This window comes from Aminobacterium thunnarium, from assembly GCF_055390565.1.
Genome location: NZ_AP042412.1, coordinates 1287542 through 1309689 on the forward strand (window position 1 = coordinate 1287542; position 22148 = coordinate 1309689).

The window sequence follows — 22148 nt, forward strand, 5'->3', positions numbered from 1 at the left end:
TTGAGACAGAAAGGAATAAATAGTAAACGGCATTAGAGTCACTCCCAAGTCGTTTTACTTATAGCAAGTACATCAAAGCATAAAAAAAGAGCCCAGATAAATTATCTGGGCTCTACATTATCTAATGGCGGAGAGAGAGGGATTCGAACCCTCGGGGGCGGTAAAGCCCCACTCACTTAGCAGGCGAGCGCCTTCGACCACTCGGCCATCTCTCCAAGACTGCGGGGTCTATTCTATTAAGGGAACCAGGTTCTGTCAAGCTTTTTAAACCTCATTTATTTCAGCTTTTCGCCTTAGTTCTTTTTATCTGCCTCTGTTTCGGTCTGAGACTCGGTTTTGCTTGCATTTTCATCGCCAGAAGCAGGCTTTGTTACTTCTTCAGCCGCCTTTTCCTCTACTGGTTGTGGGAATATAGACGGATCAAGTATTTTGATGGTAGCCCCTTCTTTAAGGCTGTTGATATATTTCATCTGTCCTTCTTCTTTTTTCTGATTCGTAAGCAAGGCTTTAATATCTTTGCTCACTTCGTCGAAGGAAAGGGTGCTCTTTTCCATGCTCTCTTTGTTGAGAACGACCATAACGTCGTTGCTGGTTATCTCTATTGGAGCAGCTACTCCACCGACAGGGAGGTCTTTAATCCCCTCCATTTTATCTCTCAGATTTGATTCGGCGAGGAAGATAGGAGCATCATAAGGAACGCTCTCTTTAACATCTTCTGAGGCTACGTCTTTAAGAAGAGCATCCCACTTGCTGCTGTCGCTCTTCAGTCCTTCGTACACCTTTTCAGCCGATTCTTTGTTGGCGAAACGGGCAAAGACAACTTTTTTGCCTGCAGGACGTGTAAAGAAAACGGTTTTGCCCTTGTCATAAAAATCTTTAACCTCTTCAGGAGTTACAACTATGGAACCAGCAGACTGCTCAATAAGTTTCTGCTGAGAAAGCTGCGTCTGAATACTGGCCTTCAAGGCATCAAGTTTTATGCCATTATCATCAAGATGTTTCTGGAACGCCTCTTTTGTGGGAAACTGCGTGCTTATCTGCTTAACAACGTCTTCAACTTCCTGATCGGAAGCTTTTACGCCGCTCTTCTCCACAGCTTTGGCAAGTTCTGTCTGAATGGCCATGTTGTCTACAACAGCCTGACGAATAGCCATAAGATCGTTAGACGAAATTTCTTTTATATTATTTCTTTCTACATAATCCCGCACGTTTGCTTCTAGTGCGGAACGCATTACTTTTTTACCGCTAATCTCTGCCACCGCATAGTCGCGTATTCCTTCTTCTTTCGAAGACTCACGACGACCGCCGAAACCGTACATTCCAAAAATCGACAGCACAAAAACAACCACAAAACCCATCAGGATCCAACGCATATTTTCTCGTAATGAACGCATTATCAAAGCGAATCTGCCTCCCTTGACATATACCGATGCTAAATGCTAACGGCGTATTCTATCATAAAATCAAGCCCGTAGGCTACGTAAAAACCTAGACATTAGCGAGGGATTTTCCCCACTTGGTCTCTACCTTCAATGGCACAGAAAGTTTAGCTGCAGATTCCATTACATTTGCAAGCTCTTTTTCTATGCCTTCACGTTCCTCTGCAGCGCATTCGCACACAAGAGAGTCATGAATCTGCAATACGAGATGAACGTTTTTGCGTCCCTCGAAATGATGGAAAAACTTGATCATAGCCATTCGGGCAATATCAGCCGCTGTTCCCTGTATGGGAGTGTTTACGGCTATGCGCTTCAAGGCTCCCCGGTCTCTCGGATTGACAGAGACTTCGTTGAGTGGACGTATTCTGCCGAAACTGGTCATGGCATATCCACGTTGTCTGGCTTCTTTATAGCTTTCTTCAACGTAGTCTTTTACTTTAGGAAGGGCCTTGAAGTATTTATTGATAATATCTCCCGCCTCCTGCTGCCCTATTCCCAAACGAGCCGCCAAACCGTAGGAACTCATACCGTAAAGAATACCAAAATTTATAACTTTGGCAAAACGGCGAAGTTCGGGAGTAACAAGTTCCGGCTCGACGTTAAAGACCCACGATGCCGTTTCTGTATGAACATCCCGATGATCCTCAAAGGCCGCTTTCAATCGCTTCTCATCGCAAAGATGGGCCAATACGCGTAGTTCAACCTGTGAATAGTCTGCTGCAACATAGACATTCCCTTCATGCCGAGGAACCAGGCCTTCCTTGAGTCGAGTTGACCATTGCCCAAAAGCAGGGAGGTTCTGAAGGTTGGGGTCTCTGCTGCTCAGCCGCCCTGTTCCCGTCGATGTGGATTCAAAGGTGCCGTGAATCAATCCTGTCTTTTCATTTACGGCACTCATGAGGGGATGGACAAAACCTGAGCGCATTTTAGAGAGTTCGCGATGTTCCAGAATAAGTTCTGGCACGATTTTCTCGGGAAGATCCATCTTTACAAGCTCTTCAAGAACCGTAACATCTGTGGAATAGCCTGTTTTTGTCTCTTTGATAGGCGGCATCTGCAATTTCTCGAAGAGAAGCCACGCTACCTGTTTGGGCGAGTTGAGATTGATACGCTCTCCGCCCTTTTCAGCGATGGTATTTTCAATGTCTGCAATTCGTTCTTCTAAATCTGTATCCAGACCTTCAAAGGTTTTTTCCTCAAGGCCAATGCCCCACGTCTCCATTTTCCACAATACGGGGACGATAGGCAGCTCAACCTGACGCATAAGGTCTTCCAGGCCACTGTAGTGAGAAATAGCGTTTCCCAGCTCATTTTGAACCCTCCAGAGCTGCCCCGCAACGTCAACTGGGTCAGAAACAGCCTCTGACGCCCACTGCTCAGGTCCGTGGCTTTTGGCGTCAGGATGAAGAAGGTAGTGAGCAACCTGGGCGTCCCAGACATGGTCGTGTGATGGGGCCTCTTCTTTGAAGAATGCCTGTGTCGTTTTATAGTCTGAGGTAATGACATTGCCTGTTTTCAACCATTTCGAGAGGGAATCAGGAATATGCTGAGCCTCGACTACTCCTCGCCAGAAGTGTCCATTCTGGGCCCGCAAGACAATGAGAGCCCTGTTAAGATCCACGGGATAGGATCCTTCTGCCACACAGTAGAGAGCGAGTTCTTTTTCCTGAAGAACCTTTTCGAGATCGCCTTCCACAGCCTCTCCTATTTCAAGTTGCGGCTGCTCTTCTGATTCGTGGTGCGTTGAATTCCTTACTCGCTCCAATATTTTGTTCAGGCCCAACTGACGGCACATGTTTTCAAAGGTTTCGAAATCTACATCGGTCTGAACAAACTCTTCAACTGTCAAAGGCAAATCGCATTTGAGGCGTATGAGTTCGCGGCTTTTGAAGGCCAACTCTTTCGACGTAGAGAATTTCTTCTGCAAGCCTGGTTTGAGCTCTTCTATATGATCGTAAATATCTTCAAGGGATTTATATTGAGAGAGAAGCTTTTTAGCCGTTTTTTCTCCCACTCCGGGAACCCCTGGAATGTTATCGACACTGTCTCCAAGCAGTGCCAGATAGTCGGGCATTGCCGTCGGCGCGAACCCCCACTCCTCTTCAAAGGTTATTTCGTTATATTCGGTGAAGATGGTAATTCCTTTTTTAGGCCGGATGACGCGAACGCCAGGCTGAAGCACCTGGAGTATGTCTTTATCCGATGTCAGTGCAACGACATTAACGCCCAGGCGCGTAGCGCCACAGGCAGCGGAAGCAATAACGTCATCAGCCTCCACCCCATCTTTGACAACAACTTTTATACCCATAGCTCGGAGTAATTCCAGCAGAATGGGAACCTGTATCTTATACTCTTCAGGCGTAGGGCGACGTCCCATTTTGTATTCCGGATAGACATCGTGTCGAAAGGTTTTGCCAGGAGCGTCAAAGATAACCGCTGTCATGTCGGGATGGCATTCATCAATGGTTTTGAACATCATATTGACAAAGCCCAAAATGGCGTTTGTAGGCGTTCCGTCTGGTGCCGTAAGTTCTGGAAGGGCGTAAAAGGCTCTGAAAGCCAGAGCGTGCCCATCAACAAGTAAAATCGTTTTATTTTTCAGGGTATTCAACTCCTTTTAATTGACTCTATCAACTGGGGTATCACTTGCTTTTTCCTCGAAATCACATGGGGGAGATAGAAGCTTTCTCCATGTATTTCTATATCAAAAGCTCGGGAGATGAGTTCTTCGCGGTTTCCTACAAAGAGAAACTCGGATCCCTCATTAATAATATCCGTTAACATAAGTAAAAGCATATCATAGCCACCACGCGTTTTATATTCCTGCATAAAATCAAGAAGGCTTTTTTTATCGAAGTCCCGCTGTGTATTGTAAAAGAAAACCTGGCTAACGCCTATTTTAAAGTCCGCCACGTTGAAACTCTTATAGTCGGTGAAGAATATCTCTTCCGCCGTCTTTCCGCGCAGAGAGGTTCCAGCTTCGAACATGGAGCGGGAAAATGAGTCTATGTCTATGTTAGCCAGATCTGCCAATTCCTCCGCTGCCTCCATGTCTTCACTACTGCATGTGGGAGATTTGAACACGAGTGTGTCTGAGAGAATGGCAGCGCACATGAGTCCGGCAATAGATGAAGGAAGCTCGACACCAGAGTCTTTATAAAGGCTATATATAATGGTAGCCGTACACCCTACAGGACGATTGATGAAGACAATGGGCTGAAAGGTTTCAATGCTGCCGATACGGTGATGATCTATTATTTCAAGTATCTGCGCCTGTTCGAGCCCTTCTATGGATTGTGTTTTTTCGTTATGATCCACCAAAATGACATTTTTACCCGTGGCCGTAAGAAGATGGCGACGGGAGAGCATTCCCACAGGAACTTTGTTATGCAGTATGGGGAAATGGCGATATTTATGTTTCAGCAACGAATCTTTTATATCGTCGAGTTCCTCATGGAGCGCAAAGGTAACCACCTTGTCAGTTCTGGCAATATACTCCACCGGAACGCTTCGCGCAATGCGTTTTACTGTCGAATAGAGATCGTAGGGAACCGTTATGAGATTGACTTTTTTCTCTCGGGCCAGCAATGAAATTTCGTCTGAAACAGCAGCTCCATCGGCAATGACAAGGGTGTGAATTTTGCTTTGCAGAGCCTGGATTTGAATTTCTTTTCTGTCACCGACAATGACGAGAGTCTTTCTGTCAAGATGCCTTTTGAGCGTTTCAGACTCCATTCCGGCTACAACAACCCTGCCATTGAAACTCATGTTGCAAGCAAAAAGTAATTCTCCATTCAACGTCTTTACTATATTTTTTAAAGGAATTTGAACATCTGAGAAGGTATCGCCCATCTCAAGGCTTGCCTTCGCTATGTCACCTAAGGTGACAAGTCCCAAAAAGAGGTTTTTTTCATCCACCACATTAACTGTCTTTATACTACTCTTTGACATAAGATTCCACACGTCAGAGAGAGGAGTTTTCATTTTTACATTTACTGGCTCATCGAAAGGTATGTCTGAAAGCTGTGTGTAAATGTTTTCGAGCATGATTGGCGTGGGTTCCTTGAAATAATCGAGAACGAATTTGGTTTCATTATTAGGCACACCAAGGCGGACAGGAATATAGCGGTTATTTTTAGAGACGGCACTTTTATAATGACTGTAAGCAATGGCCGAGCAGATAGAATCGGTATCGGGATTGACGTGCCCCAATATGTAGACTGTTTTCATTCGAAACCTCCTTCTGCGAAAGGGGAGATTACACCCTTTACATTATTTATATTATATTATTAGGAAGAAGTTTGAGAGAAATATTTAGAGAGCATGTATAATATCAAGGTTGGCTGATATTTGATACGAGGAGGCATTTTCAATGGACAAAGAAGTACGTGTCCGTTTTGCACCAAGTCCTACAGGTGCTTTGCACATAGGAGGCGGACATACGGCGTTGTTTAACTGGCTTTGGGCCAGACATACAGGCGGAAAGTTTATTCTCCGAATTGAAGACACAGACAGAGAACGTTCCACGAAAGAATACGAAGAGACAATTATGTCTGGAATGACGTGGCTAGGTCTTGATTGGGACGAGGGGCCGGATATTGGTGGCCCTGTAGGCCCCTATCGTCAGTCTGAACGCCTTGACATCTATCGCAAGTATGCTGAACAGCTTCTTGAAGAAGGAAAGGCCTATATGGACGGTCCTGCCATTATTTACAAGGTTCCTGAAGGAATCACTCTTGCTTTTGATGATATCGTATATGGTCATATTGAGGTCAAGAGCGAAACCCTTAAAGATATCGTTATGATCAAGAGTGACGGTATGCCAGCTTACAACTATGCGGTAGTTATCGACGACTACACCATGGGCATTAATTACGTTATTCGGGGAGAGGATCATATTTCCAATACTCCCAAGCAGTTGCTTCTCTACAAGGCTCTCGGATGGGAGCCCCCTCAGTTTGCCCACCTTCCCATGATTCTCGGCAAAGACAAGAAGAAACTTTCGAAACGTCATGGTGCTACAAGCGTTTACGAATATAGAGATATGGGATATATGCCCGACTCCGTCTTTAACTTCCTGGCCATTTTAGGTTGGTCAATTGGAGACGATCGCGAGGTTTTCTCCCGCGAGGAAGCCACGAAATGTTTTGATTTGAAGCGGGTTAACAGACGTGCAGCCGTCTTTGATATGGACAAGCTCAACTATATTAACCAGGAACATCTTAAAGAGCTTGATCCCATGGTTCGCCTCGATATGGTCGAGCCTTTCTGGAAGGAAGCTCAGCTTCCTGTCGAGGAACATACGCGAGAATTTCTTGCTGGAGCCCTGGAGCTTATGGGCGGACGAGGTCGTACAGCGAAGGAACTCGCTGAGTATTCCGATTACTTCGTTTCTTTCGAGCCTGTAAAGGCGCGCTACGACGGTAGCGATGTTCCCGAGGAAGACAAGGATATGCTTCGTTCTTTCTTCGGAGAACTCTTGAAGATAGATCCATGGGAAGCCGAGCCTATGGAGGAATTAGCACGCAATTGGGCTGCTGAAAAAGACGTGAAAATGAAGAAGCTGGCTATGCCTCTGCGTTGGGCACTGACTGGCGTGAAGGTAAGCCCGGGGATCTTTGAGGTAGCTGAATATCTCGGACGCGACGAAGTGCGTCAGCGTCTGGCTCACTACGGTCTTGTAGAAGCGTAAGAGCTACAACAACTTCGTGGCGTTAAAAATAAGAGCATAAAAAAGATGGGGTTTCTTCTAGAAACCCCATCTTTTTATTTGTTCTGTTATGGCAACGAGCTGCGCAACTACACAGCTTTATTTTCACTGTGCCTCGTTATTTTTTCTTGCCGTTTTTCTTGTTGTTTCCGTTACCGTTCTTTTTCTTGTTACCATTTTTGTTGCCGTTCTTGCCGCCGTTTTTCTTGCTGCCCTTTTTGCTTTCGGCAGCTTCTTTCTGAGGGGCAGCTTCCTGTTTTTCGGCAGGCTTCTCGGCGATTTTTTCAGCAGGTTTCTCTGTAGGTTTCTCCTCTACCTTTTTCTCCTCTTTCGGAGTAACCGGCGCAGAAGATGCCTCAGCCTGATGAATCGCCTGCTTCGGGCAGAGTTCAGCACACTTGCCACAGCCTACACATTTATCCTTGTCGATAACATGAGGTTTCTTCAACTCGCCAGAGATAGCGTTGACGGGGCAATTGCGAGCACACTTTGTGCAGCCAATGCACTTTTCCTCGTCGACCTCATATTTCACAGGAGTTTCTTCCACTTCGTCTTCTTTCTTCTTCGTACCAGAATCGACAACGACCTGGGCCTTTCTATCGTAAGAAGAGAGCAGGAATGCGTCAGATTCAGTAAGACACTTCACAGGGCAGATTTCCGTACACTGAGCACAGAAACAGCAACGATCGACATGAATCTGTATCTTCTTTTCATCCTCAAGGTAAGTTATGGCATTCGCAGGGCACACTCGTACACAAAGTTTGCAGCCAATACAACGCTCTTTGTCATAATCGATTCGGCCCCTGAAATAGCCCTTCGGCTCCACTGGAGGATGAAGTTGTATTTTTCCCTCTTCTGCCGCTTTGAGGGCATCAGTCAGAGAGTCTGGCATAGATGGCACAGGAAAGGGATTGGTAAAGACCTTAGTAACCCATTGACGCAAAAGCTGCAAAGACATTCGGTTAAGCATCGTCCTCCCCCTTCCTAAAGCAATACATCTATAGACATGAGAATCATGCCTGCCAAAGAAAGTCCGGCAATTTTAATCCAGTAGAACTGAGACGCCTGCCAGATCTTCAATCGTCCAAAAGCTGTTCGTATAAAGGTAACGCCGAAGACCTGCATGACGAAGACCTTTACCCAGAACCAGAGGAAATCCACGACAAAGAGCATGGTTCCGTTCAGATTCAAGAGTTTGCCAAGAGAGAAAGGAACAAATAGCGCCACAATAATGGCAGACATGGCCAAAGCTCTCAGAGCAAAGGTGATCTTGAACATGGCCAAGTTTGTTCCCGAATACTCGATGATAATACCTTCGAGTATCTCCGTTTTGGCCTCTGGAATATCCATAAATCCTTTTCCCGTCTCACCTGGAACGACCATGAGCAACGCCGCAAAGAGGCAGAGAAGACCGAGAATACCCATCTTGCCTACAACGTTCCACATGGGCATCCCGATGAAAGTCTCAAGGCTAAAGGGTTGTCCCGGTACGCCATGTTTATAGGCCACCCAGGCCATTGTGGAAATAACAACGGCAAGGGGCAGCTCGTAGCTCATCATGAGGATCATCTCACGCTGAGCGCCGACGTTTGCAATTGGGTTTCCGCTGGAGAAACCGCCTACGGCCATAGCCACGCCTGAAAGGCTGAGAAGGTAAATGATGAGAATCATATCGCCTTCAGTGCCAAGAATGGGCGGCAAAGATCCGATAGGAATATAAAGGAAGAGCAACAGCATGGTCGCCATGGCAACCCATGGAGCTCCGTTGAAAGCCCACTTTACAGCTCGTCGGGGAACGATGTTCTCTTTCCCCAGAAGCTTCAGAATATCGTAGAAAGGCTGAAAGAGCGGAGGTCCCCACCGTCGCTGCATTTTGGCATGAATAACACGGTCAGCTCCGTCGAAGAGAACGGCTACTACCGATACAAGCAACATAAGGGCTATGCCTGCCACCAGTTTCATTACCATATTGATAATCATGCCTTTCTCAGCCTCCTCGTCTTCTCTCTGCTCATTTCCAACAGTTGATTTTTCGAGTAGACTTCTCCAGCCTTATCGCTATTGCCTGTAATCAGGGTTCTTTCCATACATGATATACAGGGGTCAACGCTGTTAATAATCAGAGGGGCATCTGCCAACTCATTATTTCTAAACATCAACGGCCATGAGACAGCATTAGAATAGGTCGGGGCTCGCACTTTCCACCAGTAGACGTGCTCGTCTCCGCCTTTGAGACGAATGACGTGAGTATCGTCACCGCGAGGAGCCTCAATGCATCCCCAGCCTTCTCCATCTGCCGCCTTTAAGACGTTCAGCACTTTGACCAGATTCTTTTCGAAGACAATGTCTCCTTCAGGCAATCCTTCGATGATTTTTTCAATAATATCGAGTGATTGATAGAGTTCAAGAACTCGTACCAGGAAACGATCGAATACGTCGCCATATGCCTTTCCAAAGTAATCCTGAGGAACGATGGGTTTTACGTCGAGATCTGCATAGGCTTCGTAAGGTGCTGACCAGCGAAGGTCGCAACGTACGCCGCTGGCACGGGCTGTAGGACCGAGGGCACAGTAGCGCATGGCCTCGTCGTATGTCAGAACGCCAACGTGTCGCATTCTGGCCTTTGCAACTGGATCCTCTGTTACTACGTCGTAGAATGCGCCAAGTTCGTTTCTGTAATATTGGATCATGTCTTTAATGACGTTGATTGTTTCGGGAGTGAGGTCCCAGCGAACGCCACCGACTGTTCCAACACCGTAATTGACGCGGTTTCCTGTATAGGATTCAAGTACATCCATAACTTTTTCGCGCAACAGCATTCCAAGATGGAAGGCCGAGTCGAAACCTATGGAATAACATGCCACTCCGGCCCACAGGGCGTGAGAGTGAATTCTTTCGAGTTCAAGCACGAGAGATCGGATGTACTGGGCACGCGGTGGCACCTCTATCTGAGCCGCATCTTCAACAGCTCTCAAGAAAGCTGTGATGTGGCTGAAGGAGCATATTCCGCATATACGCTCTGAAAGATAGATGACCTGAATAGGGTTGCGATCCCGTGCCATATATTCGATTCCGCGGTGAATTGCACCGGGACGGACCCGTGCATCAACTATTTTTTCGCCGTCAAGGTCGAGCCATGCCGTAATGGGTTCTTTCAAACCGACATGGACAGGGCCTATAGGAACTTTATATGTATGAGTTTTTTCGCTCGCCATTGTTGTCTCCTCCTAAGAGAGCATCCTAACGTCATCAACATCAGGACCTGTCTCATCTCTGCGCCACGGCTTGATAGACTCATCCCAATCTTCCGGAAGAAATACAAGGGCTTTATTTTGAAGTCCATCAAAATCGACTCCAAGCATTTCGCGCATTTCCCGCTCGCTGTACTCCACTCCTGGAATAGTATCGAAAAGGGACGGCATAACCAGGTCTTCTTTAGGAACCGGAACACTGACAGTTACGCCCAACCTCTTTCCGCGACCAGCCACTCGGAAGAGAGTGAAATGATAGTTCAGCGTGATTACATCTCCATCGTCATTTCCAGAAAGAACGTGGAAGTGAAGGAAATCGTAACCAAAAAGGAACTCTACAAGAGAAAGGAATTTCTCTCTCGGAACAGTGAGCCACAGCTGATGGAAAGATACAGCCTGTTCTTTGCCTGCACGATGTTCTCGTACGTCTTTAACGACATCTTCACCAAAAGACTCTCGAAGAGATGAGAGAATTTCTTCTAAAGAATAGGAATCCTGCGTATAGTTCTTCGGAGTTCTCATTATTTCTCAACACCTGCCTTAAGCAGCTCTTCCCTTTTCGCTTCAAGCTTCAGAACTGCTTTCGCAACTCCCTCTATTATGGCCTCTGGACGAGGGGGGCATCCATGTACATAGACGTCTACCGGGATAATATTATCGACGGGACCTTCAAGGTTGTACGATTTGTAGAAGACATCTCCCGATGCTCCGCAGTTTCCAACGACAACTACAACCTTGGGATCCGGTATCTGATGATAGATCCGCAGCAGTCTGTCTTTCATATACTTCGTAACAGGCCCGGTAACTACGAGAACGTCGGCATGGCGCGGTGTTCCTACAAGTTTCATTCCAAAGCGTTCTATGTCGTAGCGCGGGCTGATTGTCGCCACTATTTCAATATCGCAGCCATTACATGATCCTGAGTTACAGGTCATAACCCAAAGTGATTTGGGAAGTATTTCAAGATATTTTTCCAGCCTCATCTTCCAGCCTCCTATACAACGAGGATCAACGCGGCTATAAGTGCAGCAGTGACAACGTAATATCCGACATAGTCGCGGATATGACCACTGTGCATGGCAACAAGAACTTTGTAATAAGGTTCAAGCGCCTTCCTAAAGCCCCAATAAGAAGAACTGGCCGGCACTGAAATTTCTGCCCCATCTTCGGGAACAGGGTTTCCAGACCAATAGATTTCATCTTGCTCAGTTCCTTCTTTATAGTCACGCCGTCCAATAGATCGAAGCCAAAGGGCAAAGAACGAGGCTATGAAAAAGAAGATCAGCCAGGATATAACATCCCAGTAGCCAAATCCTGTGAAGACCTTATTCCACATTACAGCCCACCTCCCATAATAGCTCCAATATATCCACCCTGATCGACCAAGGCTTTAGCCGCCGGCTCTACGAGGTTAGAGAGAACCCACGTGGGGAATAGTGTGAGAAGCACGATAGCCAGCGTTAAAATGGCCATTCCCATAATCATGCTGGTGGGAACTTCTTTTACAGTTGCGAAGCATGCTTTTTCCGGACCAAGGAATGCAGTCTGGAAAACTTTTACGAAGGAAGCCAGCGTAAGTATCGATGTCACGAGAGCAGCCACGGTGAAGAATGGATGGACTGCGAATACTGACTCGTAAATAAGCAATTTCGATACAAAGCCATTAAAGGGAGGAAGCCCCGAAATGGCAGCTGCCGCTATGGCAAACATAAAGGTCGTGTATGGCATCTTTCTGGCCAGACCGCCGAGTTTGTCGAGGTCGCGGGTTCCTGTAGCGTAGTAGAGAGCACCGGCAGTAAGGAACAAAAGAGCCTTGTACATGGTGTAGTTGAAGATGTGGTATACGCCGCCCTTAATAGCCGTAAAGCCGTAATCGGCCATGGCCTGAGGGTTGCCCAGTGCTAAAAGTCCGACGCCAAGGCCAAGAAGCATATATCCAACCTGAGAGATGGAGTGATATCCCATGAGTCGCTTGACTTCATGCTGAACAACGGCCATGGATACACCGAAGAACATGGAAGCAGTTCCGAAGATGACAATAACCCAGGGAATAAAGGTGCTTCCGATGGTTGCTCCATACAAACTGAAGCAGACTCTCATCAAACCATACAAAGATGCCTGGCTGACAGCAACAAGAAGACAGGTTACCCCAGCAGGAGCCTCTGCATAAGCGTCAGGCATCCACATGTGCATGGGGAACGTTCCACACTTCGTAGCCAAGGCCACAACCAGAAAGGCCAGCACAAACTTTTCGGCAAAACCGAGGTGAAGCATACTCGCCACTCCAGCCATATTTAAGACATTGTAACGTCCGTAGAGGGTTCCTATGGCAATAAGAACCATCATGGCCGAAAGCTGCGAGATCAACATATATTTGAAACTGGCTTCTATTGCTTCCGGTTTATCTCTCCAGAAGGCGATCAAACCGAAGGAAGCCACCGATGCAATCTCGAGAAAGACAAAGAAGTTGAAGAGGTCACCGGTGATCATGAGCCCCAACATACCTGCCGTCAGAAGGAAATAGAGTGACGTAAAGCGGTTCATTCCCGTGAAACGATCCATAAACTGAACCGAATAGACTGCACCTGCAAAAGAAACGATGGAACCGGCAAGGGCCATGAACGCACTCATTCCGTCTATCTCAAGAATGATTCTTACGGGATACGTCATGCCTGACGGAAGAGCCAGGGTTGCTTTTTCAGCTCCCATAACGTAAACCATTACGCCGTTGGCTCCAACATACTTCCAAATAAAGAAGGCCAGAACCAACGTTAAAAATGAAATGCTGACCATCCAGACATTTCGCAGCGTCTTTCCACCTAAAGAGAATAGGGGCGTTGCGAAGGCGCCTAAGAGAGGAATGGCCAGAATTAGTGCTGGTAGATGTTCTTGCCAGTTCATCCTCGCAACCTCCGTATCTCGTCAATATTCAACGTTCCATAATGGCGATAAAGAAGCATAATCAGCGATAGCATAAGAGCTGTTGTCGCCATAGCAATAACAATGGCCGTCAGAGTCAGAGCCTGAGGAGTGGGCAATACCATGAGTTTCTCGCCTCCAGCAAGGAACCGCACAGGAATGGCGCCTCCCGACCTATATCCCAACGCGATAAGGAACATATTCGTTGCGGACTCTATAATGCTGACTCCGATAGCGATCTTAACGAGGTTCTTCTCAGTAAGCACTGCGATAAGCCCCATCAGAAAAAGAACACCCACAATGAGAAAAGGAGCATTACCGATCATGACCGCTCTCCCCTCCTATCTCATAGTTATCGAAAAGGTGTATTCCTTTAAACATATAAATCAAAAGAAGGGATAAACCTCCTGTAACTTCTATTCCTACTGCAATATCCATTAAAGCAATGGTTCCTGAAGGAGGAATAATACCATGACCGGTCTTAGCCACTTCTGCGGCGGGAATGGCAACAAAGTTATAGAAGAAGGATGTAGGCATTCCCATAAAACCTAAAATAATGAAACAGAGAAGCCCAAAAATGAGCATTCCGTTATATATGCTCTCGTTAAGCCAGAGAGAGAGTCTGTTCCATCCATAGGCAACAAGTAAAAGAGCCAGGAAGGTTGCGACAACGGCACCACCCTGAAAACCTCCGCCGGGAGTAACGTCGCCGTGTATGATTACGTAGGCTCCGAAGATGATCAAGAACCAGGCAAAAATATCACAGCCTGTTCGGACTACAACAGATAGAGGCTTCATTTCTTTTTGCCTCCTTCCCTGAAAAGAGCTGTAACGGAACAAACTGCTGTGAAAAGAACGGCAGCTTCTCCTATAGTATCGAATCCACGAAAGTCGAAAACGATCGATGTAACAGCGTTTTCCGATGAACGATCTTTTATTGCGTGTTCAAGGAAATAGTCGTCCATAGCAACCTGTCCAGGATCTCCAAAGGGATGGATTGCATCGAGACCACCCCAAACCAAACCGCCAAGAACTAAAGCTGCAACGATAAAGATTGTCTTTTTCACCGGATATCACCTCCGGTTTTACTCCGGGCCTTACCGCATCCTCTCAAGGCCACAATGTATATGGCAGTGTTCAGACCAGCGCCAATTGCCGCTTCTGCGATTGCTACGTCGGGAGCGTGCAAGAGATAAAACTCCACTGAAAGCACAAGGCTAAACACTCCTAAAGCTATCACCGACGACAAAAGGTCTCTGAACCAAATAGCAAAAAAAGCCGATATAACGAGCAACGTGAGGATGGCAATATGAAAAACTTCACTCACTGACAACACCACCTTTACGCTCCTCTTCTTCTGCAAGGCGATCAACCACAGCCATTTTAGGAACAACTCCGCTTCTGTGGGCGGCACGGGCAATAGCATGAGCCCCAGTCGCATTCGTAACAAGAAGAACCATAACGGGCACAAGAGCGTGAATAATTAATACGGCAAACCGACTCTCCCCACCCTGATGCAAACGAAAAGCTGCATATACTACAACAGCCAACGACGTAAAAATACTTCCAAAGGTAGTACACTTCGTAGCTCCGTGAAGCCTCGTGTACACGTCTGGAAATCTATACAGTGATATGGCCCCTAATGTGTTGAAAATGAGACCGATTATAATCAAAATTCCGATAGCATATTGTTCTGCCATTTCTACATTCCCCCTTCGATAAAACGGGCGATAAACATTGTTCCCACAAAAGAAAGGGCAGCATACACAATAGCCACGTCGACCATAACCACTGAATCAAAGACAGCTGACAACAAAATCATCATCGCAACAACCAGGGTATTAACCGTATCGAGGGCAACAGCTCTATCCGGTATTGTTGGTCCAGCTATAAGGCGGCCCAAAATAACGATAGCAACTATACCCAACACTACGGCTCCCCACATTAATAGCTGAATACTCAATCCGCTAACCTCCTTGCCCAATGTGCAAAAGACCCATACACCTGCTTTTCGTCTGGAGACACGTCCAGAACATTGATCCAATGGATATAGAAAGCACCATCATCGTCCACATCCACTGTCAGTGTGCCTGGAGTCAACGTAATCGAATCAGCAAGTATAGTCTTTGCTAAATCACTTTTCAGGCCAGGTTCAAGCTTAACTATTCCAGGATTGATGTGACCGGTAATAACTCTCATCGCCACATCGAAATTCGCCTTGATGAGCCCTATTGCAAAAGGAACGCAAACGTAATAAACAAAAGTGATCCAGCGCAAAGGATTCAACGCCCTGAAACTGAAAGGTTTTGAGGGGTTCCATGTATGGGAAGCAAAAGCAAGTATAGTAGCAAGAATTAAAGCAATACCTATCTCTACTACATTGATCGTGCCTCCAGACCATACAAGCAACAGATACATTAGAAAGGATGTGACAAAAACAAACAAGCATTACACCCCCTTGCATTGAGAATGTGAAACGCGCATACATTATACTCTGTCCAACTTTCTTTTGTAAATAAAAGTTTCATTTAATACAAGGTGCACAAAACTCCTTATCATCACATTCAAGACGATGTTATCTTCCTGTAGTTGTTTTGTTAAATTTATAACTATTGCAACTCTTAACTATAGTTTATAATTCGTATGCCAATGAAATTAAGCGGTGTGTGTTAAAATCTCAGTGTCAAGAACGTATAAAATGAATTGGAGTGACAAAATAATGTCTTGGATGACTCGACATAAAGTTTTACTTGCCGACAGCGCCCTCGTTCTTATTGCATTATTCTGGGGCTTTGGTTTTGTTGCGATGAAAGATGCTCTGAATAGTTTTACCCCCTATTGGTTACTTGCCATCCGCTTTACTGCGTCTTTCGTTCTTATGTCTCTTATTTTCAGAAAGCGTTTGCAAAAGTTGAAAGCCAACGATATAAAAGCCGGCCTTCTCGTAGGGCTTTTTCTCTTTCTCGGGTTCGCTACCCAGACAATCGGCCTGAATTACACAACGGCTGGGAAACAGGCATTTATAACGGCAACATATGTTGTCATTGTTCCGTTCCTTTCGTGGGCTCTTAAAAAGATATTTCCGGGGTATATTTCAATTATTGCGTCTCTCATATGTCTGGGAGGAATGGGACTCCTTACCCTTCAAGGGAACGGAGACGCCTTCTCCAATCTGAACTATGGAGACTTTCTCACACTATTCTGCGCACTCTTTTTCGCATGCCATATACTTGCCATTGAACGCTTTGCCCCGAAAATGGATCCTCTCGCCCTGGCCACTCTTCAAATTGGAACTACCGCGCTGCTTAGTTTCATAAGCGCCATACTTCTCGAAGAATGGCCTGGTGCAGCAATAGCTCCAAGCGCATGGTGGAGTATTGCCTTTACCGTGCTTCTTTGTACTGTCTTTGCTCTTTCTGTACAAAATGCAGCTCAGAAATTCACGCCGTCCACCCACGCGTCCATTTTGCTGAGTCTGGAATCTGTATTCGGAGCCCTGTCTGGAATTCTATTTCTTGGCGAAATCTTTACTCCTCAGATGGTGCTTGGGTGCTCTCTCATCTTTTTCGCCGTCTTGCTCACCGAAACAGGCCCTATTTTGTTTCAACATGCAGCAACTTTTGTTGCAAAGATAAAAGCGATGAATAATTAAGACTATTTTCTATCTTTAGAAGATATATCGCAAGAGATAATGTCATCAGAAACTACTTCTTCTGATGACTTTTTTGTTTTTTCAGGGTCGGGCGGTAATTTGCCAAGGAGCTTTATTCGATCTGCTGGTATAGTGAAATTAAGACTCACCTTACTTCCAGATACACCAAGATCGGCATCTGCTATTTCAGCATCCACGCCAGGTAAGACATCAATAGCGTCTTGCATGGCGTCTTTAGCCTCATCTTCTATTGACTGTTTGATCTTTTTCCCTTTCTCTATGAGATCGTCAGCTACAGGAATAGAAACCACTTCATCTTTAGGCGTTTCTTTCGGTTGTATCTGAGCTTTTAGATCGCGAAGTTCCTCTTCCCTTGTTTTTTGTTTGGGAAGAACCTCCTGTGGAGGGTGTTTTATTTCCACCTTAGGAATTGGCTTCTGCTCAGTTTGAGGAGCGGCTATTATGTTTTTTCCAGGTTTCGTTGGCTGAGAAGAAGACGGAAGATTGACCGTATCTTTCGGAGGCTTGCTTTCAACTGAAGAAGCATTGAGCTGAGGCCGCGGCTGAGCCTGCTCCTGAATGCCTCTCTCTTCACGCGTATTCAAATACCATAGACTGCCTGCCATAGCAGCAAAGAAAGCAAATACACAAGCTAAAAGAAAAGAATACTTTCTCATCTCTCTAGCGCCCCCTTTTGGGCTTGCTCCTTCTGAAGTTTTGTCTGGAACTCCGTCTCACCTTCTGTTTACCACCACTTTGTTTTACGCCACCTTGTTTTTCCTCCCCCTTTTCTGGAGGAACAAGACATTTTTCATCACAACCAATGAGATCTTCACGACCTGCAATTCGTAAGGCTTCTCGTACCAATTTGTGATTCGAAGGGTTGCGATATTGCAAGAGAGCACGTTGCATTTTTCTTTCTTGGTTGCTTTTGGGCACATAGACCGGTTCCCCAGTTAGAGGGTTCAGCTCTGTGTAATACATGCACGTCGAAAGGCTTCCCGGCGTCGGAATAAAATCCTGCACCTGCTCGGGCATAAAGTTCAGATCACGAACAAATTCCGCAAGCTCTATCGCCTCTTTCAGACCAGCTCCCGGATGGCTCGATATAAAATACGGCACGAGATATTGTTTCTTTCCAATTTTCTTATTCATCTCTTCGTACTCTCTCATGAAGCACTCGTAAACGCGCCGTCCCGATTTGCCCATCAACTCGAGCACCGTATTTGAAACGTGTTCCGGAGCAACTTTAAGCTGACCGCTGATATGATATCGGCATAATTCTTCAAGGAAACCGCTTTTTTTGTCTGCCAAGAGGTAGTCGAATCGAATGCCCGACCGTATAAAGACCTTCTTGATGCCTGGAATGGCCCGTATCTTACGCAACAAGTCAATGTAAGATTCATGGTCGACATGTAAGTTCTTACACGGCACAGGAGCCAGACATTGCTTGTTTTTACACGTTCCTCGTCTCAACTGATCATCACACGATGGTCTATTGAAATTGGCTGTCGGACCTCCCACGTCATGAATGTACCCTTTAAAACCGGGACGCTTCGTGAGAAGTTTCGCCTCTTTCAGCACTGATTCTTCAGAGCGACTCTGTATCATTCGTCCCTGATGAGAGGCTATGGCACAAAAAGCACAACTGCCAAAGCACCCTCGATGGGTAGTAATGCTGAATTCCACTTCTTTAATGGCTGGAACCCCACCGTATTTTTCATACATGGGATGCCACGTTCGCATGTACGGAAGTTCGTAAACAGCATCGAGCTCCGCCGCCGTCATGGGCATTGTCGGGGGATTCTGCACAACGTAAAAGTGTTCATGTTGCTGTATAACTGTCTTTCCCCGTATGGGGTCTTGCTCCAGATATTGAAGGCGAAATGCCTCTGCAAAGGCCTTCTTATCCTTGTTTACCTTTTCAAAGGAAGGACATTCCACATAATCCCAGAGCCTCTCAAGACTTTCTGTTTTATAGCATGTCCCCTGAATATCTCTGATTTCTGAAACTGGAATTCCGTCTCGCAAAAGCTCTGCTATATGTACTATCTGTTTTTCTCCCATCCCATAGACAAGTAGGTCGGCCTGGCTGTCTATGAGAATGGAACGTCGTACTGCATCTGACCAATAATCGTAGTGGGCAAAACGGCGCAAACTTGCTTCGATGCCGCCAATGACTATGGGAATATCTTTCCAAAGTTCACGAATACGGTTGCAATAGACAATAGTCGCCCGATCTGGACGCCTGCCGGCCTTTCCCCCTGGAGAGTAGCTGTCAGTGCTTCTGCTCTTCTTGGAAGCCGTCAGTTTATTCAACATTGAATCGAGGTTTCCAGCGGCAACAAGAACGCCCAACTTAGGACGTCCCAACCGCGCAAAATCCTTTGTATCGTGCCAGTCGGGCTGAGCGATAATTCCTACTTTGAAACCAGCACTTTCTAAAACACGACTGATTATGGCGTGTCCAAAGCTGGGGTGGTCTACATAAGCGTCACCGCTGATGAAAAGGAAATCAAAATCCTTCCACCCTCTGTCTTTCATATCTTTTCGAGAAACAGGTAGAAACGTATGCGTCAAAAAACTCTCCTCAATTCTAAAGTTCCTTTAGTAGTAGAAGTATTCTACCACAGGCTTCAATACTAAGTAGGGTATATTAATCGTCGTCTCTCTGAGGTATTTTCTCGAGTATGGCCTCTTCTATATCCTGTATCTCCGCACATTCTCTCTCATCGAGAGCAGCCATGACTTCTTTACGGAATGCCATAGACAAAGTTGTGCGAGGCCGTTCACGCTCACTTCGAGGAACAATCTCTCCGCCAGGCACATCGCCCCACGATATTTTTTTCCTGTTGTGGTAAAGATCCAGGTCGACAAAACGCTGACCATCTTCCGTGTATTCAAGTCCCATAAGAGCTCTTTTGACCATAAAGGGTTCAAGGAAAGTCAAAATACGAATACAGTAAACGGGTACAGGCATAAGAATATGGGCATAGTCCTTACCCCACCCTTCGCCGATAACCATACAGACTTCAAGTCCCTCAAGGGCAAGACGCAAACGGCGGGTGTGAAGCCAGTACTGTTTATCCGCGTCGTACAGGCGTACTTCCATAACGTTCCAGTCACGGTTATTCAGTCCCGCGTTGAAATAATGAAGAGCTCTGCTATTGAGACGTTTAAAAAGCTCTTCAAAGGGCATATCTATAAACAGCCCTTCTTCTAAGAGATCGCCTCGTTGAAAGGCAAGGCCTTTTTTCAACGATTTTTCAGTGAAGCAGACAGGAACACCAGGGTTTTCAGAGGCAAAGACAAGATTGGAACCAATTTTATCCAGCCGCCCCCCGAAATCGTTCTGTATCTCTTTCAATACAGTACGATAATCGCCGAAAACCCTGAAGAAGATAACTCTCGGCAGACGTTCTGCGTACTCAATCATGGTCGTAGCTTTTTCGTTGATAATACGTTCGAGTATTTTATCGGGGTGACTTGTTGTTACAAGAACAACAGGCGGTATTTCATCGCTTTCGTTCATGTTTTTTACGATGAGACCGGCCTGCCCCTGTTCCACTGATCCGAGGGTTTCTTCGAAAGATTTGCCTTCAAGGGAGATGATTTCTGCTTCAAAATTGTTTTGAAGCCACTCTACAATAGCCTCCTTAGCCCCTTTCAGTATTAACAAAGGAGCTCCCTTTCTGATGACATTGATCATTTAAAAGCCCCCTTCTCCGTAGAGAATATGGTGTATTTCCTTTAATACATCGACAAGATTTTCATGAATGACAAAAGATGCTACTGAATCAAATTGCGTGGTCTCTTTATTGATAATCACAAGTTGAGCACCGTTACGGTAGGCATCAACAGGAAAGAGGTTGGCAGGAGAAACGTTAAGAGACGACCCAAGCACTATAAAGAGATCGCAGGTCGTCGAAAGTTTCCTTGCTTCCTCCATGGGGCCTTCTGGTAAAAGTTCTCCGAAAAGAACAACGCCGGGGCGTAAATCGCCATCGCACATGGGGCACCTTTCCTGTTCCAGCAAGAGGTCTGAGGAAAAGACCTGCATGCAGCGTCTGCACTGCACGTTGCGAAGAGAACCGTGAAGTTCTATGACGTTCCCGCTTCCCGCTTCCTGGTGAAAGCCGTCAACATTCTGAGTAATAACACCTTTTACAAGATTATGTTTCTCCCACTCTGCCAAAATGTGATGAGCAGCATTGGGAGCTGCCCGTTTAACGGATTTTATTCTATACCGGTAAAATTCCAAAAACGCCTGTCTGTTCGTATTCATGGCCTCTACAGAAGCAAGAGCCATTGGGTCATAATGAGTCCACAACCCTTGGGATGATCTGAAATCGGGAAGTCCAGATCTAGTGCTCGTTCCAGCTCCCGAAAAGACGACTGCTTTCCGAGCAGTTGTTAAACACTCGGCAAGTTTTTCATATTGGATCATCACAATCCCTCCTGAGGACTAACGCTTCACTTTTATAAAGACACGCTACTGTACGTGTCACGTCGATTTGACTCGCAAACAGAATATCTGACTCCATATTCAGTTCATAAAGACTTTTGGCGTGTTCAGCTTTGTTCAGGGCGTTCAGAAGATCTCTTTCTGCATAATTCCACATAGCAAGAGCTGTTGAAGCTCCGTCTCGGAGAACAAGGGATGAATCTTTTTTTTGCAGCATATGAACCAACATTCCGGCACATGCTCCGTCATCGAAGGCAAGTCGGCCATATCGGCCAGCACAAAGTATGGCCAATTCAGTTCCGCTTTTCCACAGTTTCTCTATGGCTGCCGTTGCATTTCTGCCACAAGCTACCCATACTGGAACTCCCGTCTCTGCCGCCTTCTGCAAGGCTAAAGTACCATTCGTGGTTGTCATAACACCTGACGGACGACATGCCAGAAGTTCTTTAGACAAATCGAGTGGCGAGTTTCCAAGATCGAAACCTTCTGGAGAAAGAGCGTTTCTTTCTCCCATGAGAAGAGTTGCCTCGCCTCGCTCTTTTTTTAAACGAAAGGCTTCCTCCAATGTAGCTACCGGAAAAAGCTCGGTTCCGCCGTTGTCAAAAAAAGTAGTAATCGTTGTCGATGCCCGAAGTATATCGATAACGAGCCATCCATCGGCCTCTGGCAGTTCTTCTGCTGGAGAAAGCACCACATCGATTCTTTTCATGGG

24 protein-coding genes and 1 tRNA gene are annotated in these 22148 nt (G+C 46.1%); 2 read left to right on the forward strand and 23 right to left on the reverse strand.

Annotated features, from left to right (window positions below; translation table 11 throughout):
- Nucleotides 1-125: 125 nt before the first annotated feature.
- The 4 genes from ACZ5GY_RS06440 to ACZ5GY_RS06455 form a co-directional block, all read right to left on the reverse strand.
- Nucleotides 126-215, reverse strand: a tRNA-Ser gene (locus tag ACZ5GY_RS06440).
- 78 nt (nt 216-293) lie between these two features.
- Nucleotides 294-1394 (reverse strand): peptidylprolyl isomerase, encoded by a 1101-nt coding sequence (locus tag ACZ5GY_RS06445; RefSeq protein WP_464112112.1) that lies wholly within the window; start codon nt 1392-1394, stop codon nt 294-296.
- Between the two features lie 94 nt (nt 1395-1488).
- Nucleotides 1489-4050, reverse strand: a complete 2562-nt coding sequence (polA, locus tag ACZ5GY_RS06450; RefSeq protein WP_464111671.1) for a DNA polymerase I — start codon at nt 4048-4050, stop codon at nt 1489-1491.
- Nucleotides 4047-5669 (reverse strand): putative manganese-dependent inorganic diphosphatase, encoded by a 1623-nt coding sequence (locus tag ACZ5GY_RS06455; RefSeq protein ID WP_213691154.1) that lies wholly within the window; start codon nt 5667-5669, stop codon nt 4047-4049. Before ACZ5GY_RS06455 ends, polA begins: the two co-directional genes overlap by 4 nt.
- 142 nt (nt 5670-5811) lie before the next feature.
- Here ACZ5GY_RS06455 and gltX point away from each other — a divergent pair, with 142 nt between their 5' ends.
- On the forward strand, nt 5812-7131 hold the full coding sequence (gltX, locus tag ACZ5GY_RS06460) for a glutamate--tRNA ligase (RefSeq protein WP_213691153.1): 1320 nt from the start codon (nt 5812-5814) through the stop codon (nt 7129-7131).
- Nucleotides 7132-7267: 136 nt separating this feature from the next.
- Here gltX and ACZ5GY_RS06465 read toward each other — a convergent pair whose 3' ends face one another.
- The 14 genes from ACZ5GY_RS06465 to ACZ5GY_RS06530 are packed head-to-tail and all read right to left on the reverse strand — an operon-like array spanning nt 7268 to nt 15764.
- Complete coding sequence (locus ACZ5GY_RS06465) at nt 7268-8119, reverse strand: 4Fe-4S binding protein (protein WP_213691152.1); 852 nt, start codon at nt 8117-8119, stop codon at nt 7268-7270.
- 14 nt (nt 8120-8133) lie between these two features.
- Nucleotides 8134-9129: a respiratory chain complex I subunit 1 family protein gene (locus ACZ5GY_RS06470; RefSeq protein ID WP_213691151.1), complete on the reverse strand. Its 996-nt coding sequence runs from the start codon at nt 9127-9129 to the stop codon at nt 8134-8136.
- Nucleotides 9126-10364, reverse strand: a complete 1239-nt coding sequence (locus ACZ5GY_RS06475; RefSeq protein ID WP_213691150.1) for a hydrogenase large subunit — start codon at nt 10362-10364, stop codon at nt 9126-9128. The genes ACZ5GY_RS06470 and ACZ5GY_RS06475 overlap by 4 nt, the downstream gene beginning before the upstream one ends.
- 12 nt (nt 10365-10376) lie before the next feature.
- On the reverse strand, nt 10377-10922 hold the full coding sequence (locus tag ACZ5GY_RS06480; protein ID WP_213691149.1) for an NADH-quinone oxidoreductase subunit C: 546 nt from the start codon (nt 10920-10922) through the stop codon (nt 10377-10379).
- Nucleotides 10922-11383: an NADH-quinone oxidoreductase subunit B family protein gene (locus ACZ5GY_RS06485; protein WP_213691148.1), complete on the reverse strand. Its 462-nt coding sequence runs from the start codon at nt 11381-11383 to the stop codon at nt 10922-10924. Before ACZ5GY_RS06485 ends, ACZ5GY_RS06480 begins: the two co-directional genes overlap by 1 nt.
- Before the next feature lie 11 nt (nt 11384-11394).
- On the reverse strand, nt 11395-11736 hold the full coding sequence (locus tag ACZ5GY_RS06490; RefSeq protein WP_213691147.1) for a hydrogenase: 342 nt from the start codon (nt 11734-11736) through the stop codon (nt 11395-11397).
- Nucleotides 11736-13301 (reverse strand): proton-conducting transporter transmembrane domain-containing protein, encoded by a 1566-nt coding sequence (locus tag ACZ5GY_RS06495; RefSeq protein WP_213691146.1) that lies wholly within the window; start codon nt 13299-13301, stop codon nt 11736-11738. The genes ACZ5GY_RS06490 and ACZ5GY_RS06495 overlap by 1 nt, the downstream gene beginning before the upstream one ends.
- The gene (locus ACZ5GY_RS06500; protein ID WP_213691145.1) at nt 13298-13645 is read right to left on the reverse strand and encodes a sodium:proton antiporter; all 348 of its coding nucleotides are present in this window, start codon (nt 13643-13645) and stop codon (nt 13298-13300) included. Before ACZ5GY_RS06500 ends, ACZ5GY_RS06495 begins: the two co-directional genes overlap by 4 nt.
- On the reverse strand, nt 13635-14117 hold the full coding sequence (locus ACZ5GY_RS06505) for an MnhB domain-containing protein (protein WP_213691144.1): 483 nt from the start codon (nt 14115-14117) through the stop codon (nt 13635-13637). The genes ACZ5GY_RS06500 and ACZ5GY_RS06505 overlap by 11 nt, the downstream gene beginning before the upstream one ends.
- Nucleotides 14114-14386, reverse strand: coding sequence for a hydrogen gas-evolving membrane-bound hydrogenase subunit E (mbhE, locus tag ACZ5GY_RS06510; RefSeq protein WP_213691143.1), 273 nt, complete (start codon nt 14384-14386; stop codon nt 14114-14116). The genes ACZ5GY_RS06505 and mbhE overlap by 4 nt, the downstream gene beginning before the upstream one ends.
- Nucleotides 14383-14646: a Na(+)/H(+) antiporter subunit B gene (locus ACZ5GY_RS06515; protein WP_213691142.1), complete on the reverse strand. Its 264-nt coding sequence runs from the start codon at nt 14644-14646 to the stop codon at nt 14383-14385. The genes mbhE and ACZ5GY_RS06515 overlap by 4 nt, the downstream gene beginning before the upstream one ends.
- Entirely contained in the window at nt 14639-15019 is a 381-nt protein-coding gene (gene mnhG / locus ACZ5GY_RS06520; protein WP_464111672.1) for a monovalent cation/H(+) antiporter subunit G, read from the reverse strand. The genes ACZ5GY_RS06515 and mnhG overlap by 8 nt, the downstream gene beginning before the upstream one ends.
- A 2-nt stretch (nt 15020-15021) precedes the next feature.
- A complete protein-coding gene (locus tag ACZ5GY_RS06525; RefSeq protein ID WP_213691158.1) occupies nt 15022-15264 on the reverse strand; it encodes a monovalent cation/H+ antiporter complex subunit F in 243 nt (80 codons plus the stop codon).
- A gap of 14 nt (nt 15265-15278) precedes the next feature.
- Nucleotides 15279-15764, reverse strand: a complete 486-nt coding sequence (locus ACZ5GY_RS06530; RefSeq protein WP_213691140.1) for a Na+/H+ antiporter subunit E — start codon at nt 15762-15764, stop codon at nt 15279-15281.
- A 274-nt stretch (nt 15765-16038) separates the two neighbouring features.
- Here ACZ5GY_RS06530 and ACZ5GY_RS06535 point away from each other — a divergent pair, with 274 nt between their 5' ends.
- On the forward strand, nt 16039-16971 hold the full coding sequence (locus ACZ5GY_RS06535; protein WP_307879957.1) for a DMT family transporter: 933 nt from the start codon (nt 16039-16041) through the stop codon (nt 16969-16971).
- Nucleotides 16972-16973: 2 nt separating this feature from the next.
- Here ACZ5GY_RS06535 and ACZ5GY_RS06540 read toward each other — a convergent pair whose 3' ends face one another.
- From ACZ5GY_RS06540 to ACZ5GY_RS06560, 5 genes are all read right to left on the reverse strand, one after another.
- Nucleotides 16974-17648 (reverse strand): hypothetical protein, encoded by a 675-nt coding sequence (locus tag ACZ5GY_RS06540; protein WP_323401636.1) that lies wholly within the window; start codon nt 17646-17648, stop codon nt 16974-16976.
- Nucleotides 17649-17652: 4 nt separating this feature from the next.
- A complete protein-coding gene (locus tag ACZ5GY_RS06545; RefSeq protein ID WP_464111673.1) occupies nt 17653-19551 on the reverse strand; it encodes a YgiQ family radical SAM protein in 1899 nt (632 codons plus the stop codon).
- A gap of 76 nt (nt 19552-19627) precedes the next feature.
- Nucleotides 19628-20680, reverse strand: coding sequence for a hypothetical protein (locus tag ACZ5GY_RS06550; RefSeq protein WP_213691137.1), 1053 nt, complete (start codon nt 20678-20680; stop codon nt 19628-19630).
- The gene (locus ACZ5GY_RS06555) at nt 20681-21418 is read right to left on the reverse strand and encodes an SIR2 family NAD-dependent protein deacylase (protein ID WP_464111674.1); all 738 of its coding nucleotides are present in this window, start codon (nt 21416-21418) and stop codon (nt 20681-20683) included.
- Nucleotides 21405-22145, reverse strand: a complete 741-nt coding sequence (locus tag ACZ5GY_RS06560; protein WP_323401638.1) for a 2-phosphosulfolactate phosphatase — start codon at nt 22143-22145, stop codon at nt 21405-21407. The genes ACZ5GY_RS06555 and ACZ5GY_RS06560 overlap by 14 nt, the downstream gene beginning before the upstream one ends.
- Nucleotides 22146-22148: the final 3 nt, after the last annotated feature.